Origin of the sequence: Comamonas sp. CMM02 (assembly GCF_014851485.1) — a bacterium.
In the GTDB taxonomy this organism is placed as follows: Bacteria; Pseudomonadota; Gammaproteobacteria; order Burkholderiales; family Burkholderiaceae_C; genus Comamonas; species Comamonas avium.
In genome coordinates, this window is sequence record NZ_JACUZW010000002.1 from 429,897 (window position 1) to 448,000 (window position 18,104).

General features: G+C 52.5%; 18 protein-coding genes and 1 tRNA gene. 11 read left to right on the top strand and 8 right to left on the bottom strand.

The window, feature by feature from the left end; all coding sequences use genetic code 11:
• Positions 1-58 precede the first annotated feature (58 nt).
• The 8 genes from ribD to IB213_RS07180 form a co-directional block, all read right to left on the bottom strand.
• Positions 59-1,177: a bifunctional diaminohydroxyphosphoribosylaminopyrimidine deaminase/5-amino-6-(5-phosphoribosylamino)uracil reductase RibD gene (gene ribD / locus IB213_RS07145; RefSeq protein ID WP_370551185.1), complete on the bottom strand. Its 1,119-nt coding sequence runs from the start codon at positions 1,175-1,177 to the stop codon at positions 59-61.
• Between the two features lie 30 nt (positions 1,178-1,207).
• Positions 1,208-1,630: a type IV pilin protein gene (locus tag IB213_RS07150; protein WP_192405836.1), complete on the bottom strand. Its 423-nt coding sequence runs from the start codon at positions 1,628-1,630 to the stop codon at positions 1,208-1,210.
• Positions 1,631-1,647: 17 nt separating this feature from the next.
• Positions 1,648-5,223: a pilus assembly protein gene (locus tag IB213_RS07155; RefSeq protein ID WP_192405837.1), complete on the bottom strand. Its 3,576-nt coding sequence runs from the start codon at positions 5,221-5,223 to the stop codon at positions 1,648-1,650.
• A 74-nt stretch (positions 5,224-5,297) separates the two neighbouring features.
• Positions 5,298-6,053, bottom strand: a complete 756-nt coding sequence (locus IB213_RS07160; protein ID WP_370551186.1) for a PilX N-terminal domain-containing pilus assembly protein — start codon at positions 6,051-6,053, stop codon at positions 5,298-5,300.
• Positions 6,054-6,075: 22 nt separating this feature from the next.
• On the bottom strand, positions 6,076-6,972 hold the full coding sequence (locus IB213_RS07165; protein WP_192405838.1) for a PilW family protein: 897 nt from the start codon (positions 6,970-6,972) through the stop codon (positions 6,076-6,078).
• 34 nt (positions 6,973-7,006) lie between these two features.
• Positions 7,007-7,636 carry a type IV pilus modification protein PilV gene (gene pilV, locus IB213_RS07170; RefSeq protein WP_192405839.1) on the bottom strand — a complete coding sequence of 210 codons (630 nt, stop codon included), beginning with the start codon at positions 7,634-7,636 and terminating at the stop codon, positions 7,007-7,009.
• Positions 7,636-8,208 (bottom strand): GspH/FimT family pseudopilin, encoded by a 573-nt coding sequence (locus tag IB213_RS07175; protein WP_192405840.1) that lies wholly within the window; start codon positions 8,206-8,208, stop codon positions 7,636-7,638. The genes pilV and IB213_RS07175 overlap by 1 nt, the downstream gene beginning before the upstream one ends.
• Positions 8,209-8,265: 57 nt before the next feature.
• Positions 8,266-8,835, bottom strand: coding sequence for a GspH/FimT family pseudopilin (locus IB213_RS07180; RefSeq protein ID WP_192405841.1), 570 nt, complete (start codon positions 8,833-8,835; stop codon positions 8,266-8,268).
• A gap of 280 nt (positions 8,836-9,115) precedes the next feature.
• On the opposite strand from IB213_RS07180, the gene rpsO reads away from it, so the two are divergent.
• The 11 genes from rpsO to nuoF all read left to right on the top strand — a co-directional run bounded on the left by rpsO (position 9,116) and on the right by nuoF (position 18,097).
• Entirely contained in the window at positions 9,116-9,382 is a 267-nt protein-coding gene (rpsO, locus tag IB213_RS07185) for a 30S ribosomal protein S15 (RefSeq protein WP_191723023.1), read from the top strand.
• Between the two features lie 227 nt (positions 9,383-9,609).
• A complete protein-coding gene (gene pnp, locus IB213_RS07190; protein WP_192405842.1) occupies positions 9,610-11,850 on the top strand; it encodes a polyribonucleotide nucleotidyltransferase in 2,241 nt (746 codons plus the stop codon).
• A 196-nt stretch (positions 11,851-12,046) separates the two neighbouring features.
• On the top strand, positions 12,047-12,790 hold the full coding sequence (tpiA, locus tag IB213_RS07195) for a triose-phosphate isomerase (RefSeq protein ID WP_191723021.1): 744 nt from the start codon (positions 12,047-12,049) through the stop codon (positions 12,788-12,790).
• 35 nt (positions 12,791-12,825) lie between these two features.
• Entirely contained in the window at positions 12,826-13,194 is a 369-nt protein-coding gene (secG, locus tag IB213_RS07200; RefSeq protein ID WP_192405843.1) for a preprotein translocase subunit SecG, read from the top strand.
• Positions 13,195-13,323: 129 nt separating this feature from the next.
• Positions 13,324-13,408 (top strand) — tRNA-Leu (locus IB213_RS07205).
• 71 nt (positions 13,409-13,479) lie between these two features.
• The gene (locus IB213_RS07210) at positions 13,480-13,839 is read left to right on the top strand and encodes an NADH-quinone oxidoreductase subunit A (RefSeq protein WP_191723019.1); all 360 of its coding nucleotides are present in this window, start codon (positions 13,480-13,482) and stop codon (positions 13,837-13,839) included.
• A 30-nt stretch (positions 13,840-13,869) separates the two neighbouring features.
• The gene (locus IB213_RS07215; RefSeq protein WP_191723018.1) at positions 13,870-14,349 is read left to right on the top strand and encodes an NADH-quinone oxidoreductase subunit B family protein; all 480 of its coding nucleotides are present in this window, start codon (positions 13,870-13,872) and stop codon (positions 14,347-14,349) included.
• Positions 14,350-14,361: 12 nt separating this feature from the next.
• Positions 14,362-14,970 (top strand): NADH-quinone oxidoreductase subunit C, encoded by a 609-nt coding sequence (locus IB213_RS07220; RefSeq protein WP_191723017.1) that lies wholly within the window; start codon positions 14,362-14,364, stop codon positions 14,968-14,970.
• Between the two features lie 30 nt (positions 14,971-15,000).
• Positions 15,001-16,254, top strand: coding sequence for an NADH-quinone oxidoreductase subunit D (locus IB213_RS07225; protein ID WP_191723016.1), 1,254 nt, complete (start codon positions 15,001-15,003; stop codon positions 16,252-16,254).
• A complete protein-coding gene (gene nuoE, locus IB213_RS07230) occupies positions 16,251-16,742 on the top strand; it encodes an NADH-quinone oxidoreductase subunit NuoE (RefSeq protein ID WP_191723015.1) in 492 nt (163 codons plus the stop codon). The genes IB213_RS07225 and nuoE overlap by 4 nt, the downstream gene beginning before the upstream one ends.
• The gene (nuoF, locus tag IB213_RS07235) at positions 16,739-18,097 is read left to right on the top strand and encodes an NADH-quinone oxidoreductase subunit NuoF (RefSeq protein ID WP_191723014.1); all 1,359 of its coding nucleotides are present in this window, start codon (positions 16,739-16,741) and stop codon (positions 18,095-18,097) included. The genes nuoE and nuoF overlap by 4 nt, the downstream gene beginning before the upstream one ends.
• Positions 18,098-18,104: the final 7 nt, after the last annotated feature.

Consider the following 18,104-nt stretch of genomic DNA (forward strand, 5'->3'; position numbering starts at 1 on the left):
AGCGAAACGAATGGAGTAAAGGTGTCAGACGCCAGAGGGTTTAGGCTGCGGCAAGCGGCTAAAACTGGTCACGTCCAGCTACGCGTGCCACAAGGCGCACATCCTCACCCAGGCGGCTGACATCGTGTACCTGCAAGGAAATGGCTTGGGACAACTGCTCTAACGGCCCAAAACTGGCCAAGCCCATGGTGCCTGCACCCAGGAGTTTGGGGGCCATATAAAGCAGCAGCTCGTCCACCAAGCCTTCACGCATGAAAGAACCGTTGAGTTTGAACCCCGCTTCAACATGCAGTTCGTTGGTACCCCGTGTACCCAAGTCGCGCAGCATGGCCGCCAGATCCACCTTGCCATGTGCGTTAGGTATCGCAATAACTGTAGCGCCAAGCGCTTGCAGTGATTCGGTTTTAGATATATTTTTGCTTGAAGTGTATATGGTGCAGCCGCTAGGTGCTTTTAAAACATGAGCATCCAGTGGCATATCCAGCTTGCTGTCGATCACCACCACTTTGGGCTGACGTGGTGTTTCAACATCTCGCACATTCAGCCGGGGGTTGTCTTGCAGCACCGTACCTATCCCAGTGAGGACGGCGCATGCCTGAGCGCGCCATGCGTGTCCGTCGGCACGGGCCGCAGGCCCTGTAATCCATTGGCTTTGCCCGTTGTGCAGGGCTGTGGCGCCGTCCAGTGAGGTAGCCGCCTTCATGCGTACCCATGGCGTACCACGCACCATGCGGCTGAAGAAACCGATATTCAGCTCCCTTGAAGCGCTGGCCCCTTCACCCACTTGCACCTCAATGCCGGCCGCACGCAGTCGGGCAAAACCTTGTCCTGCAACCTGAGGGTTCGGGTCGCTCGTGGCTGCAACCACCTTCGTAATGCCTGCTTCAATCAATGCATTGCAGCAAGGGCCGGTGCGGCCAGTGTGCGAGCAAGGCTCCAGCGTCACATAGGCCGTTGCACCCTGGGTGCTGCTGCCACGAGCGGCTGCATCACGCAGCGCCATCACTTCCGCGTGCGGCCCACCCGCTTGCTGGGTGAAACCTTGTCCAATAATTTGCCCGCAGGCCGATACCAGAACGCAGCCTACGCGCGGGTTGGGATTGGAAATAAAAAGCGCCTGACGGGCCAGGTCAAGCGCTTGTTGCATATAGCTAGTAGGTTGCATTACTTCAGTCATGGCGACTGAATGGTAACGCACGGGGGAGTCTTAACGGCTCCAGCAGTCAGCAGCAGTCATTGTGCTTCCCGTCGGTAGATTGATGACGTCGCGCGCCCCAGCGTGTGACAACGTCAGTGTTCCACAGCGGTCAGTGCTCTGGGCCCCAGCTTTAGGCGTTGCTGTGAGAGTGAACGTCGCGTTGGTGTTGTTTGCCCCAAAGCCAATGGTGTAGCGCTTGTTGTTGTCATTGGCCCAGGTCAGCGCAGCTGGCAGTTCTGTGGGGTAGACGCCATTGGCAGTTGCAGCACGCTCCAGCCAAAGCTGAGTTTGAAGTAGCCCGGCGCGTGCATCTGCACGATGCCCACGCATGACGTATTCGGTGTAGCTGGGGTAGGCAACAGCAGCCAAGATACCGATGATTGCCACCACAATCATCATCTCAATCAGAGTGAAACCTTTGTTGTTTTTCATAGCGCTAGGAGTTGCATTTATTTAAGCTGGCGCCAGCTGGGGCGCATGGATTGTTCTGGCATGCGCGCAAGCATAAAGCAGTCCCCCTTGCCGCAATCAGTGCCTTCATTGTCGCCCTTAATAATGCGGTGAGCACCTTTGACAATACCCATGCGCGAAACGCCATGATCGGCCGCAAGATCATAAAAGCCGTCGCCATTGAGGTCCATCAACTGCACCGATGGGCGCATGCCATCCATGATGTTGAGCATGGTCAGGTATTGACGCTCCTCATCAACGGCAGACGATTCACAGCTTTCCAAGGCGGAATTGATGTCTGAGCCCTTGGCCGGTACTTGGGTATAGGCTGCCAAAATATTGCTGCCATCGTACAAATTCATCTGTTTAAGCAGGCGTTCACCAGTGGCTGGCAGATCTAAGTACCAGCCGCTCTTGGTATTCCAGTCGACGGAAGGCGTATTGGCGGCTGTAGTTTGGTCGATTTGCCAATACTCGCGCCCTTCGCTGTTGTTTTCACCGTTGAATTGTTTGCCAACCTTTTGCTGTGCAAGTTGGGTTTGTTTGGACTTCGCGTCAAGTCCTGTGCCAAGAGGGGTTGGCGCTGGAATCGACTTGCTGGCGTCTCCTGGGTGCACTTCAACATAGCGCTGGTTAGTATCCGTGTCAAACTGGACGGTGTAACGCGTGTTGTCCAGCACCGAATACAAAGTTTGTGTGTCAGTACTTTCTGGGTCTGAGGTGGTGATGTTGCGACCTGTACCAAAGGCCACCATCATGCCTCCAACTGTCTGTACTTTCTGAGAAGTGCCTGTGCCAGTAACTTTGGTCCGGTCATTCGCGCGTACGGTAGGAGGTGCTGTGATTGATTGCGCAAGCGTGCGAGTCTCTGGAGAGCCCGCAGTGCCGCCCTTTGCCGTAAAGAGAGGCTGCCCGTTAAACGCAGTGTGCCACTCAGTGGCATTTTTAGAGCTAATCAGAAACTTCCACATATTGCCTTTGATGTCACCGGCGTAGACAGCATCAGGGCGTCCGTCGCTATTGATATCGACCAAACGTGGCGCGGACAAGCCGTTGTCATTCACGTTGTCGCCAGTGGCTGTGGCGCTGGTTGCAGACAGACGCAACAGCTCTTTGGCGCCGTCCAGATATTGAATCAATAAAACTGGACGTCCGTTTTTGCTGTTATAGCCATTGCCCATGACAACCGCCCACCGATTGTTATTCAAGAGCGTAATTTGGCCGCTGCGCAAAGGGTTGCTGTCGTCTGTGCTGGGGGTGGCAAAGATATGGCCAAGATCTGCTGGTGCGTGATCAAGGCAGGAGGTCTCTCCCTTTTTGGGTGTGGTGGTTACGCAGTTAATGGTTTCGCTACTGTGCAGCGTTTGGTCCATAACCACCAGCTTGGAAGCCTTGGATTCCGCAAAATCTGTGTCGGGGTTGGTGACATCCAGCACAAAGTAACCTTTTCCACCGCCGCCCAGAGTGCCAACCAGCATCGTGCGCCAGTCGGGTGTGTATTGCGCGCTGCTGCGGTCACTGACGTCAACATCTCCGGTCATGGGCGAACCATCTACAAAGTAACGGTGATTGTCGTCAAAAGACGGCCAGGTTAACCGCGTTAAATTGGGAATGGTTCCTCTTGGTATATAAGCTATTTTTTCTTTACCATCGTCAGCTGAGAAGCCATGCAGCATGCCGTCATTGCCGCCAACATAAATAATCGGTAATCTTTCTTTATTATCCAATGTAAATTTTGCATAACCTTTCAATGCATAGTTACTGACAGGGGCTTTCACATACCAGACATTAGAGTTGACGATATCACCCTGTCTGCTTTGGCGGTTGCGGAAAGTACCTCCTGAGGATAATTCCTTTCCTCTTTCACCTCGAATGTAATTTAAACGGTCTTCGCCTAATTTGTCGGTCGATGTATTGCTTGCACAATCTGCGGTTGTCGCGCTATCAGGTTTTATATTGAAGCATGATTTTTGTGCAGTGCTGAGGTTGGCTTCTGTGCTAGTCCAGCGAAATGGTCTTCCCTGTTTAACGCCATCATGCCAAGTCAAAATCACCCGGCTGGTGGGTTGCGTTGCATCCAGTATGCTGGCCGTGCTTTTTCCATCCCACAATGGAGTTTGGCCTTTATTCGTTACTTGATAACTTTTGACTTCACCTTTCCATGCTTCTTTGGGTTCATTGTATGTAATGTAAAGTCCAACAGGCTTGTCTTCGTAGGATGTACCGCTCACGGCCGCTGAGCTGCGGTCAGGCTCTGCTTGTGAGTTAATTACGCCAATAATTTCTCTAAAGGCTTTTTCCAGGTCTTCGCCTTTGGTTACGGCATAAAAACTTCCACGGCCATTAATGGCAGCATGCCACAAATCCAGTGCGCGTTTGTTTTCATTATCCATTGTTGGCCATTTTTTGTTTCCAGAAACAAAGTCCGGAAAACTGCCGTCATAACCAAATGGAGTCGTTGCAGTTGGCTTTTGTATACTCGATGCGCCGGGCCATGTAACCGCTTCATCACTGAAGCCAATCGTGTAAGTAACAAGGTGTGGCCAGTTGGCTGGGTTATATTTTGGATTCCAATATTTATTGATGGAAGTGCCGCCTATAGTTTCGCTTTCTGGAGCTTTGCGGTATTCACTGGTCAATGATATTTGTTTTTTTGAGTCGGTGGCGCTGTAGATGGATGGCTGCAAATTCGTCGCCCAGCTGTAAAATGCCCAGTCTGCAAGTGTGTTTTTGTAGTTGTCGTAATAAACACGAGTCTGGGCAGAGTTGGCGGTATATGTTGTGCCATCTGGGAGCGTAAATGATGTGCTGACAAGGTTCCCGCCAGAAGCCGTTCCATTCCAGCGGCCATCCGTCATCATGATGTGATAATTGCGGCGGCAGCCTAGAAATTCTTTGCTTAACTTGTCTGTTCCACCGGGGTTTGTGGCCCAGGGACCTCCATCTACAGGCTTGCCGTTGCTTTGTGCGCGCAAATAGTCATCTGCTTGCTTAAACATGAGGTGGGAGGGGGTTCCATTTTTTGGAAGAAGGTATTTAACAAAATCTAAAAAATTGTTTCTATGTGCATCAGTAAGACTTTTAATATTATTTTTTACATCGTTTCCAGAGGATCCAATATTATCTGCGCCAACGGATTTGTTATAGCCTGGATTATTTCCGCTGGTTATATACCATTGTGAAGATGCAAGTGAGCTGTACTTGGATAAATCACTCCCATTGTTCCACATGGCTTGCCAGCCAAGGCGAATCTTTCCATTAGCAAGTAGCTCTTTATCGTTGAACACTTGGGTGAGTGCATGTTTTAGAACATTCATTCGGCGGCTTCTGTCGTCCCAAGTTCCATCTGCATTGGGTGATGTATTGTTTACTGCACCAGTAGCAGTTCCTGTATCTAAACGGAACCCCATACTCCCTGAGTCATCGATTGAAATAATGACATTCGGCGCAACATAAGGGTCGATGGTTCCAGGGGGAGATTGGGCTAAATCCAGTGCAAACACACTGCAGGGGGTTGCAGCCAAAGCCAGCAGCGTTTTTTGAAATTTTTTTCTGTTGATATGCTGACGGGACATGGCACTTTCCTGTTAATTTTTTATAAATTAAACAATTGATCGATGAATATAGGCAGATAAAGAAAGCAGTGGAACTAATCTTTTCGCCTCTGGCGCGCATAGGTTTGCTGCAGTACTACCAAGGTATTGGGCTTGAGCCCATGTGCCAAGGCAGTGATGCGGTACACCACATAGATATCGAGGCTCAGGTCTAAAAGGTTATTGGCTTCATTTGGAAGGAGTCCGGAGCCGCCTGCGCCTTGTAAGTAGGGCAAAACTTCAATCCAGTACCAGCCGCCACGCCCTGCAGCTTTTTCAGCAAGAATGGGGTTGCTTGCGTCACCGGTAGCAGCGCCGGTGTACTGGCCATAGCGCGCACCAATAGGCGTTCCGTCGCTGTGCAAACTTTCCATTTGCGCCAGGGTGATGCCCTTCTTTTCATCGGTGTTGTTCCAGAAGTCTTGTTCCGCTGTGCGTTTGGCGCACAGTGCATAGCGGCATTTCATTGCGCCACCATTGCTGTCTAGTTGCGCAAGCAAAATGCCGATGTCTTGCTCTTCGGAGGGAATCTTTGTAACTTCATCGCCTTTGCGGCAGAGCGTGGGTTGATCTGTATTACTCTCGCATGCACTTCCATTGGCTTGCTCTCGGCGAATATCTAATTCTGCGTCTTGTAATAATGCTTGTGCTGCTTCAAAAGCACGCTGGTAATCGGCATCGTTACCAACAATCATTTCGTTAAACCATGCCGTGCGTGATGCCCAAAGTGCCAAAAGCATCGAAAGCATGACAAAAATGATCACAATAAACAGGGCTACGCCGCGCTGCTGTGAAGGAGGTGGGGAATGCATATGGCGCATGGTGATGCGTGGGTTAGTTGCTTGCCTGTAATAGCCCTTGGCTACGCAGCTGAAACACGGTGCGGAAAGTCTTGTGAATGCGGTGTGTGCGCGGAGCATCCAGCGTCGTCATGTCGATTTCGGCAATAGAGCCATCAGCGGCAGGGCAGTCTGAATAAGAACTGCCTGCAGGCATATCAATGACTTCATTGCCATAAAGCACCAAACACACTTCAATGGCAAATACGTTGTTCCATTGACTGCCAACAGTGGCTGCGTTGACATATTGCATTTTTGGATCCCCGTGTGGGGTTGTCTGCAGCAGGTAGCGTGTTTGAAAATTAGCTACGTTATCCACAATAGGTTGAGCATCTCCTTGCCCTGCACAGAGTAATTCGTTGTTGCGCAAAACGAAGTGACTTTGAATTAGGGTGGCACTACCATTCTCTCCAAGACAGTTGCGTAGCAAGGATGCGCGTTTGTTCGCTGCAGTTGCGGTATGAAGCTGTTCTGTGTAATTGCGGTAGCCGACTGAAAGGCTGAATTCGTTCTCGTTTGGTGAATCTTTACCACTCAAAATATCGAGCATTGGATCGAACCCCTCAGCCTTGGTTTCAAAGGCCACCGGGTCCGTAATATCGATGACAGCATCTTCAGTTTTTTGCGCAGCAAGATTAAGGCGCATTGAGCCTGTTTGCCTTAATTGCTGAGCGAAAACACGAAAAGCGTAAGCTGACTGCTGCTGCAACTGGCTTGAGTCTGTGACCGTGGCAGTCACACTGCGCGAAGTCATTAATGCCCCCATTGCCACAGCGATGGTCAAAAGACCAATAGATAGACCAACTAGCAGCTCAATCAGAGACAGGCCGCTTTGCTTGCGTCGTTCAATGTGCCGGTATTGCTGGGGCAGTGAAACAAGCGAGATTGACATAAGAATGCTTTTTAGAGGCTGATATGGTGAATATTTAAGAACCAGGGCAGAATATTTGTACATTGGTACCCGCGAAATAGGGGGCGCAACGGGCTACCACGGGTATAAATTGCAAATGACACGTTTGATTGTCTGGACAGCTCATGGCTTTACCGCTGCCTGTGCTTGCATTTAAGGGATTGAGATAACTGCCTGCATCTTTGCTTTCTTTATCGATAATTTCGTTTTCACGCCAACTGATCATGATGCCTAACTGTCGGCGGTTATCTGCCAGGACTTCGTCTTCTGCGTAAAAAACGCTTGCGTCACCATTTGGCAGAGTGTTGCGCACTTGTGCTTTCCATTGTTCGATATCAAAGCTGGCAAGTTCAGTATGTCCACACGCGGTAGTGTTGCAGTCGATCTGGGATGTGGGGGTGTTTTCCCACCCTGTGAGGTAGTCATTTGCGCTAAGAAAAGCGTTGGGGTTGGCCATTAACCGTTCGTTAAGGTCTTCAGTCAGACGAATCGCTTGCGCTCGATACAGGCTGGTTTGAGTATTGGTCAGTGTGCGCATTTGCAGGCCCAAGATTCCTAAGATGCCCAATGCCATAACCACAATCGCAATCAGCGACTCAAGCAGCGCAAAGCCACGTTGGACAGGGGGTAAAGTTGTCTTTTCCATTATTTCTGGCAACTGGCTTCATTAATGATACGGATTCGACCCCCTGAGCTCATGCACAGCGTATAGGTGTTGGAAGAGCTAACTCCTGAGTCTTTGGGAGAGAAAGTAAAACTCTTGGTATTCAACCCACTGGCCATGCCATAACGGTCTACTTTGATGTTGATGCCGCCTGATGTGTGCATGACGTTGATATTTCCGGTGAGTGAAACTTCTGAGAGCTTTGGTTCTTTTGCATTCCAGGAACCGTTGCCATTGAGATCGGCATAAACGAACCATCCGCAGCCCCATGCTTGATTGGTGCTGGCATTTTGGCAACCTTGGGCAGTGTTATTTCTTTTGCGAATGCCAATATTGCCTCCGCGCTGAATGGCTTCGGTGCGTGCAAACAGTAACGTTGATTTCAGGCTGCGGGCTGCTTCCAATACTTGCCAGCGTTCGTAGAGCTCAAAAAACTGAGGAGCTCCTAATCCGATCAATATCGATGTGATCGATAAAATAGTAAGAATCTCAACCATGGTCACACCGCGCAATGCAGATGCGTAGGAATTTGTCATGACGAGGTCGAAATTCATGTCAGATCCTTTATCTATAGCAAACGTGTTTTTCTGATTGGTGGCTGCTGGTTGGCTTTAACAGTTGGAAGAAGGTTTGATTTTTTGCAGGTGGCCGCCTGGCTTGATACAGAGTATTTGGCTTTGCGTCTCAGGCTGAGAAGATGGCCGGACAGCCAGATTGAAACTATTGCTGTCACCAAGAAGCTGCATGCCGCCCCAGCGGTCCACGATGATGGCGGAGCTATCTGCGGAGGCTGTGACAGTGAGATTGCTTAAGGCATTAACTATTTGAAGTGGCTCGCTTCCTGTGTCGGTGATGCCGTCTTGATCGCTATCAAGAGTCAGTACCCAGCCGCATTGCCATTCATTGTCAGCCGCGGGGCAGTTTTCATCTGGCGCATTGCGAATCAAAGAGATGCCACCGCCTCTGCGAATGCTTTCGTTGCGGGCAAACAGTAGTACCGATTCCAGGTCAGAGGTTGCTTGGCTGGCGCGCCAGCGTTCAATTAATGGCGTAAAGCTGGGAAGCGCAAGCCCCATTAATATGGCGACAAAAGCAATGCACACAATGAGCTCCACAAGCGTTAAGCCCAATTGCGGCAAGCACTTTTTTCTCGCGCGGGGGCGCTTCAAGGGTGTGAACATGGTTGGAAGGTTAGCTGTTGAAAGAAAAAAAATGCCCGCCAGCAGACTGATGGATGCATGCAAGGAGATGAGCGGTCAAAAAGCATGCGGTGTATGCCTGGCCTGAGGGGCCCGGCGAGAGCATAAGCAATTCACTGGGGCAGTAGTGAATATGGAATCGGCTACAATAAAAGAGTTTTGCATGGTGCAAGACGCACGCCGCAGGCCGTTCCAGCCCACGGCGCAAGTCACCTAGGTGGTTCTGACGGGTTCAGATACCACCACAGATAAGGAAATCAAAATGATCGCTGCCTCTATCAAGGCTGAAGTTGTTAAAGCCAACGCTCGTTCCGAAAACGACACTGGTAGCCCAGAAGTGCAAGTTGCACTGCTGACAGCCCGCATCAACGAACTGACTCCCCACTTCAAGGCTAACGCTAAAGACCACCACGGTCGTCGCGGTCTGCTGCGCATGGTGAGCCGTCGTCGCAAGCTGCTGGACTACCTGAAGGGTAAGGACGCAGATCGTTACACTGCTTTGATCGCTAAGCTGGGCCTGCGTAAGTAAGCACGGTGCAAGATCAAAACGCCTGAGTTAGTACACCTAGCTCAGGCGTTTTTTACTTTGGAGTTTGTTAAAACAGAGCGAAGCTGTGTCATTCCAGAAGCGTTTTTAAATATGAATGCTGCGTTATTTGTAGCTATCAACGCGTTTCTGGAATGGCATCGTGTTCTGTTTAACCTCCAAAACATTGCTGGACATACGCTGCCAGCTATTCCATTAGGAGTAAACACATGACAATGTTCAATAAAGTAACAAAGACATTCCAGTGGGGCCAGCACACGGTCACGATGGAAACAGGTGAAATCGCTCGCCAAGCCTCCGGCGCTGTGTTGGTCAATATTGACGACACCGTGGTGCTGGCTACTGTTGTGGGTTCCAAGATTGCCAAGTCGGGCCAGGACTTCTTCCCCCTGACGGTTGACTACATCGAAAAGACATACGCCGCCGGCAAGATCCCCGGTAGCTTCTTTAAGCGCGAAGCCAAGCCTTCGGAGCTGGAGACGCTGACTTCGCGTTTGATCGATCGTCCTATTCGCCCTCTGTTCCCCGAAGGCTTCTATAACGACGTGCATGTGGTCATCCACACCATCTCGTTGAACCCGGAAGTGGATGCCGACATTGCTGCAATGATCGCTGTGTCTGCTGCACTGTCTGTGTCGGGCCTGCCCTTCAATGGTCCTATTGGTGCAGCCCGCGTGGGTTACATCAATGGCGAATACGTACTGAACCCCGGTCAGACCCAGCGCAAGGATTCGCTGATGGATCTGGTTGTCGCAGGTACTGAGTCTGCCGTGCTGATGGTGGAATCCGAAGCGCAGCAGCTGCCTGAAGAAGTGATGCTGGGTGCTGTGGTTTATGGCCACGAGCAAAGCCAGATTGCCATCAACGCCATTCACGATCTGGTGCGTGAAGGCGGCAAGCCCGCCTGGGAGTGGACTGCTCCCGCCAAGGATGATGCACTGATTGCCAAGGTGGCTGAACTGGGTGAAGCCAAGCTGCGCGCCGCGTACCAAGAGCGCAACAAGCAAGTGCGCACGCACGCTTGTCGTCTGGCTTATGCTGAAGTGAAGGCTGGCCTGACTGAGCAAGGTGTGGCATTTGATGGCGTCAAGGTCGAGAGCATGCTGTTCGACATCGAAGCCAACATTGTGCGTTCGCAGATTTTGGCTGGTGAGCCTCGTATTGACGGTCGTGATACACGCACGGTGCGTCCTATCGAAATTCGTAACTCGGTGCTGCCCCGTACCCATGGTTCGGCCCTGTTTACGCGTGGCGAAACCCAGGCCCTGGTGATCTCCACACTGGGTACCGAGCGCGACGCACAGCGTATTGATGCGCTGGCAGGTGAGTTTGAAGATACCTTCTTGTTCCACTACAACATGCCTCCCTTTGCCACTGGTGAAGTGGGTCGCATGGGGTCGACCAAGCGCCGCGAAATCGGCCATGGTCGTCTGGCCAAGCGCGCTTTGGCCGCTTGCTTGCCTAGCAAGGAAGAGTTTCCCTACACCATCCGCGTGGTGTCGGAAATCACTGAATCCAACGGCTCATCGTCGATGGCATCGGTGTGTGGCGGTTGCTTGTCCATGATGGATGCGGGCGTGCCCATGAAGGCGCACGTGGCTGGTATCGCCATGGGTCTGATCAAGGATGGCAATCGATTTGCCGTGCTGACCGACATTCTGGGCGACGAAGATCATCTGGGTGACATGGACTTCAAGGTGGCAGGTACTACCAACGGTATTACAGCTCTGCAGATGGACATCAAGATCCAAGGTATCACCAAGGAGATCATGCAAGTGGCGCTGGCGCAGGCCAAGGAAGCGCGCATGCACATCCTGGGCAAGATGCAAGAAGCTATGGGTGAAGCCAAGACCGAAGTTTCTGACTTTGCTCCTAAGTTGTTCACCATGAAGATCAACCCAGAGAAGATTCGTGATGTGATCGGTAAGGGCGGTGCCACTATCCGTGCACTGACCGAAGAAACCGGCACACAAATCAATATCGCGGAAGACGGTACGATCACTATTGCTGCGACAGACGGTGCCAAGGCTGAAGCTGCCAAGCTGCGTATCGAGCAGATCACCGCTGAAGTGGAGATCGGCAAGATCTACGAAGGCCCGATCGTCAAGATCTTGGAATTCGGTGCTCTGGTGAATCTGCTGCCCGGCAAGGATGGACTGCTGCATATCAGCCAGATCGCCCACGAGCGTGTAGAGAAGGTTACCGACTACCTGCAAGAAGGCCAAGTGGTCAAGGTCAAGGTGCTAGAGACTGACGACAAGGGCCGTGTCAAGCTGTCCATGAAGGCTTTGATCGAGCGCCCAGCTGGCGAGCAGCAGCAGCGCGGTGATCGTCCTGCACCTGCAGAGCGTCAGTTCCGTGAACCACGTCAGCCACGCGAGCAGCGTGCGCCCCGTGCCGAGCAAAACGGTGGTGACGAAGTTGACCAGCAGCAACAGCAGCAGCAATAAAGTCTAGGCTTTAGTGCGCAATTGCTACATGGTTACAGGCAATGTTTGTAATCTGTAGCAGTGCTGTTGGACAGTGAGCCTCTAGTGCTTTCTGAAAAGGATTTAAGCCGTACTTGGTTTAAATCCTTTTTGTGCAAGGTGAATGGGCTTGCTGCCTGATACTGTGATCAATCCATCTTGATGATGTTGTGACTCCATGAAGAAACTGATTGTTGGCAATTGGAAAATGAATGGCAGTCTGCAGGCTAATGCAGACTTGGTTTCGGCAGTGCTTCAGGGGCTGCCCTCGCCCTTGAGCTGTGGTGTTGGTGTGGCGGTCCCGGCCGTCTATTTGGCGCAAGTGCAAGCACTGGTCCAGGGCACCGGTGTGGCGTTGGCGGCGCAAGATGTCTCGCAGCATGAAAAGGGCGCCTATACGGGTGAAACGTCCGCCAGCATGTTGCAGGATGTAGGGGTTCGTTATGTCTTGGTCGGGCACTCTGAGCGCCGCCAATATCATGGCGAGACGGATGCCATGGTTGCGGCCAAGGCCCAGGCTGCGCTAGCGAAGGGTGTGACACCCATTGTGTGCGTGGGTGAAACCCTGGACGAGCGTGAGGCCGGGCAAACCGAGCAAGTGGTCAAGCGTCAGCTGGCCGCGGTCATTCACCATGTAGGCCATTGCACCAGTGAGTTGGTTGTAGCCTACGAGCCTGTGTGGGCGATTGGTACTGGCAAGACAGCAACGCCAGAGCAGGCGCAGGCCGTGCATGCGGTGTTGCGTGCGCAGCTTGCTGCAGCGACTGAACACGCTGCGCGCATGCCACTGCTTTACGGCGGCAGCATGAATGCAGCCAACGCCGCACAGCTGCTTTCGCAGGCGGACATTGATGGTGGTTTGGTGGGCGGCGCCTCACTGAAGGCCGCTGACTTTTTGCAGATAATTGCGGCCGCCAACTGATTGGCGTGCTGAGTGCGTTTAACTGAGGAGTAAAAATGAGCGCGTTTGCGACATTGATTTTGGCTGTGCAGATGTTGACAGCCTTGGCCATGATTGGCTTGATCTTGATTCAGCACGGCAAGGGTGCGGATATGGGGGCTGCGTTTGGCAGCGGCACATCGGGCAGCTTGTTTGGTGCTAGCGGCAGTGCAAACTTCCTGTCGCGCAGTACAGGGGTTTTGGCGACGGTATTCTTTGTGGCGACACTTGCGCTGGCCTATCTGGGCAACGCTCGCCCTGTGAGCACTGGCAGTGTTTTGGAAAGTGTTCCAGTTCCTGCGGTGACTGCTCCTGCAGCGCCCGCGGTGGACAGCACGATACCTGTTGCTCCCGTGCAAGGTGCGGAACAGGTTCCTGCTAAATAATTGGATCAAACGCCTGATGAATGCTGTGGCGCAGCATTTTTCAGGCTAGAATCCAAAGGTTGCTTGGAAAGCGATAGCCCTGTTAGAGGGGGCTCCTCATGCTATCCAGGTGATTTGAGACTTAAAAATGCCGTCGTGGTGGAATTGGTAGACACGCTATCTTGAGGGGGTAGTGGCGAAAGCTGTGCGAGTTCGAGTCTCGCCGACGGCACCATCAAAATACAGCCTGCCCATGATCAGGCAGTGGTCGAGGGCAAGGTCAACAAGCGGAAAACGCGACCTCACATGAACCTCGAGCAATATCTCCCGGTCCTGCTTTTCATCTTAGTAGGCATCGCTGTGGGAGTCGTTCCACTCATTCTTGGCTATGTACTGGGCCCAAATCGCCCTGATGCCGCCAAAAACTCCCCATACGAATGCGGCTTTGAAGCCTTTGAAGATGCGCGCATGAAGTTCGATGTGCGCTTCTATCTCATCGCCATTCTGTTTATCTTGTTTGATCTGGAAATCGCTTTCCTGTTGCCTTGGGCCGTTGCGCTGCAAGACGTCGGCATGGCTGGTTTCGTCGCTGTTCTCATTTTCCTGACCGTTCTTGTCGTAGGTTTTGCTTACGAATGGAAAAAGGGCGCCCTGGATTGGGAATAAGTACACGCACTCCTCAAATAAGGACACACGATGATTGAAGGCGTGATGAAAGAAGGCTTTGTCACCACCAGCTACGACGCTGTGGTGAACTGGGCAAAGACTGGCTCGATTTGGCCCATGACTTTTGGTCTGGCCTGTTGTGCTGTAGAGATGATGCATTCAGCGGCCGCTCGCTACGATTTGGCGCGCTTTGGAGCAGAGGTGTTTCGCCCGTCGCCCCGCCAGTCTGACTTGATGATTGTGGCGGGCACGTTGTGCAACAAGATGGCTCCGGCGTTGCGCAAGGTATATGACCAGATGTCAGAGCCTCGCTGGGTGCTCTCTATGGGCTCTTGCGCCAACGGTGGTGGCTACTATCACTACAGCTACTCTGTGGTACGTGGTTGTGATCGTATCGTTCCGGTAGACGTCTATGTGCCTGGGTGCCCCCCCACAGCGGAAGCGCTGATCTACGGCATCATTCAGTTGCAGCAGAAAATTCGCCGCACGAACACCATCGCCCGCGTTTAAGGAGCCGAGAGGATGTCCGCTTTTGCTATTCAGCCCGAAGAGCTTCGGGGTTTGCTGTCTGCCGCTTTGGGCGACCGGGTTCGCAGCATCGCTGTAACGTTGGATGAGGTCACTGTTGAAGTGAACGCAGCCAATTACTTGGATGTCATGCGCACATTGCGTGATGCTCCCGGCTGCCAATTTGAACAATTGATTGATCTGTGCGGTGTGGATTATTCTGCCTACCAAGAAACAGGTCGTGACGGCGCTCGTTTTGCCGTGGTCTGCCATTTGCTGTCTGTAAGTTTGAACCAGCGCGTGCGAGTGCGTGTCATGTGTCCAGACGATGACATGCCTGTGGTCGCTTCTATGTGTGATCTGTGGAGCAGTGCTAACTGGTTTGAGCGTGAAGCTTTCGACCTGTTTGGCATCATTTTCGAAGGCCACCTGGATCTGCGTCGAATTTTGACAGACTACGGTTTCATCGGTCATCCATTTCGCAAGGACTTCCCGCTGTCGGGTCACGTTGAAATGACGTATGACACTGTGCAGCGACGTGTGGTCTACCAACCTGTCACGATTGAGCCGCGCGAGATCACTCCACGCATCATCCGTGAAGAGAACTACGGAGGACTGCACTAACAAGCGCATTGCGCCTGTTGGTTGACGATCATGGCTGAAATTAAAAACTATTCCATCAACTTCGGTCCTCAGCACCCGGCAGCCCACGGTGTGCTGCGTCTGGTTCTCGAGCTCGACGGCGAAGTGGTACAGCGCGCGGATCCGCACGTGGGTCTGCTGCACCGCGGTACTGAAAAACTGGCTGAGCACAAAACGTATATCCAGTCGCTGCCTTATATGGACCGGCTGGACTATGTGTCCATGATGTGCAATGAGCATGCATATTGCCTGGCTATCGAAAAGATGCTGGGCCTGGAAGTGCCAAAGCGTGCGCAGTACATCCGAGTGATGTTCAGCGAAATTACACGCTTGCTCAATCACCTCATGTGGCTGGGCTCAAACGGCATGGACTGCGGTGCTTCGACGGTGCTGATGTGGACATTCCGTGAGCGCGAAGACCTGTTTGACATGTATGAGGCGGTTTCTGGCGCACGCATGCATGCAGCTTACTTCCGTCCGGGTGGCGTGTATCGCGATTTGCCTGACACCATGCCGCAGTTCAAAGCGAGCAAGGTGCGCAATGCCAAGGGAATTGAAAAACTCAATGCCAACCGCCAAGGTTCGTTGCTGGATTTCATTGAAGACTTTACCAATCGCTTTCCCGCGTGCGTGGATGAGTACGAGTCGTTGCTCACTGACAACCGTATCTGGAAGCAGCGTATGGTTGGGATTGGGGTAGTGACGCCTGAGCGCGCCTTGAACATGGGCTTCACAGGACCCATGCTGCGTGGTTCTGGCGTTGCCTGGGATCTGCGCAAGAAGCAGCCCTATGAGGTGTACAGCGAGCTGGACTTCGACATTCCAGTGGGTAAAACCGGTGACTGCTATGACCGTTATTTGGTGCGTGTCGCAGAAATGCGCCAATCCAATGAACTGATCAAGCAATGTATCAAGTGGCTGCGTGCCAACCCCGGGCCGGTGATTACTGAAAATCACAAGATTGCGCCGCCAGCCCGCGAGGACATGAAGTCCAACATGGAGTCGTTGATTCACCACTTCAAGCTGTTTACCGAAGGCTTCCGTGTACCGGAAGGCGAGGCTTATGCTGCGGTTGAGCATCCCAAGGGTGAATTCGGTATTTACATGGTAAGTGATGGCGCAAACAAGCCTTATCGCTTGAAAATTCGCGCCCCTGGGTTCGCCCACTTGGCGATGATGGACGAAGTGGTCAGTGGCCACATGCTGTCCGACGTGGTGGCCATCATTGGCACCATGGATATCGTGTTCGGAGAGATTGACCGATGATTACTGAAGCGACCAAAGCGCGTTTTGCGCGTGAAGTGGCCAAGTACCCGGCTGACCAGAAGCAATCTGCAGTGATGGCATGTTTGACTATCGTGCAGCAAGAGCTGGGTTGGGTAAGCCCTGAAAGCGAGGCGGTGATCGCCGACGTGTTGGACATGCCTGAGATCGCAGTGCATGAAGTCACTACGTTCTACAACATGTACAACCAAAAGCCTGTGGGCAAGTACAAGCTGAATGTCTGCACCAACTTGCCTTGCCAGTTGCGTGATGGCTATAAAGCCTTGCATCACCTTGAGTCCAAGCTGGGCATCAAGATGGGTGAGACCACAGCAGATGGCATGTTCACATTGCAGCAGTCTGAGTGCCTGGGCGCCTGCGCTGACTCTCCTGTGATGCTGGTCAATGACCGATGCATGTGCAGCTTGATGAGCAATGACAAGCTGGACGAGCTGGTTGACGGTTTGCGCGCTGCGGAGGGACAAGCATGACTATCTCTGCACAAGACGTCTTGGCCAAGTTCGTGGCCTCGGGCAAGGAAACCTGTTTCCATGACCGTCACATTGATCCTCAAATCTATGCGGGCCTCAATGGCAGCAACTGGTCTATCAAGGACTATGAAGCACGCGGTGGATACCAAGCGCTGCGCAAATTGCTGGGTATGGATGGTGGCAATGGCCTGACGCAAGATGAAGTCATTGCTACGCTGAAAGAGTCGGGCTTGCGTGGTCGTGGCGGCGCAGGTTTTCCTACGGGGCTCAAGTGGAGCTTCATGCCTCGCCAATTCCCCGGTCAAAAGTATTTGGTCTGTAATTCAGATGAGGGCGAACCGGGTACGTGCAAAGACCGTGAGATCTTGGTGCATAACCCCCACATCGTGATTGAAGGCATGGCGATTGCCGCTTTCGCGATGGGCATCAATGTGGGTTACAACTATATCCACGGTGAAATCTTCCAGGCCTATGAGCGGTTTGAAGAAGCACTGCAAGAGGCTCGTGCTGCTGGCTATTTGGGTGACAACATCTTGGGCAGCAACTTCAGTTTCCAGCTGCATGCTCACCATGGTTTTGGCGCTTACATCTGCGGCGAAGAAACTGCTTTGCTGGAGTCTTTGGAAGGCAAGAAGGGTCAACCCCGTTTCAAGCCACCATTTCCTGCAAGTTTTGGTCTGTATGGAAAGCCTACGACCATTAACAACACAGAGACTTTTGCTGCTGTACCTTGGATCATTCGCAATGGCGGCGCAGCGTATCTGGCGTGTGGCAAGCCGAACAATGGCGGCACCAAGATCTATTCGGTCAGTGGTGATGTGAACCTGCCCGGGAATTATGAAGTTCCGATGGGTACACCTTTCAGCAAGTTGCTGGAGCTGGCCGGTGGTGTGCGCACTGGGCGCAAGCTTAAGGCTGTGATTCCTGGTGGATCGTCCTCGCCTGTGCTGCCAGCGGACATCATGATGGAATGCACGATGGATTACGACTCCATCTCCAAGGCAGGCTCCATGCTTGGCTCCGGGGCTGTGATCGTGATGGACGATTCGCGCGACATGGTTGAGAGTCTGTTGCGTTTGTCCTATTTCTACCAGCACGAGTCGTGCGGTCAGTGCACGCCTTGCCGTGAAGGCACGGGCTGGTTATGGCGCGTGGTTAAACGCATCCAGGAAGGCGAAGGACGTCCCGAAGATATCGAGTTGCTGGACTCCGTGTCCGTCAACATCATGGGCCGCACGATTTGTGCGCTGGGTGATGCAGCAGCAATGCCTGTGCGCGCCATGATCAAGCATTTCCGCCACGAATTTGAAGCCAAGATTGCCGCGGCTACAAAGACCGACTCCACAGTCGCCTGATCGCGAG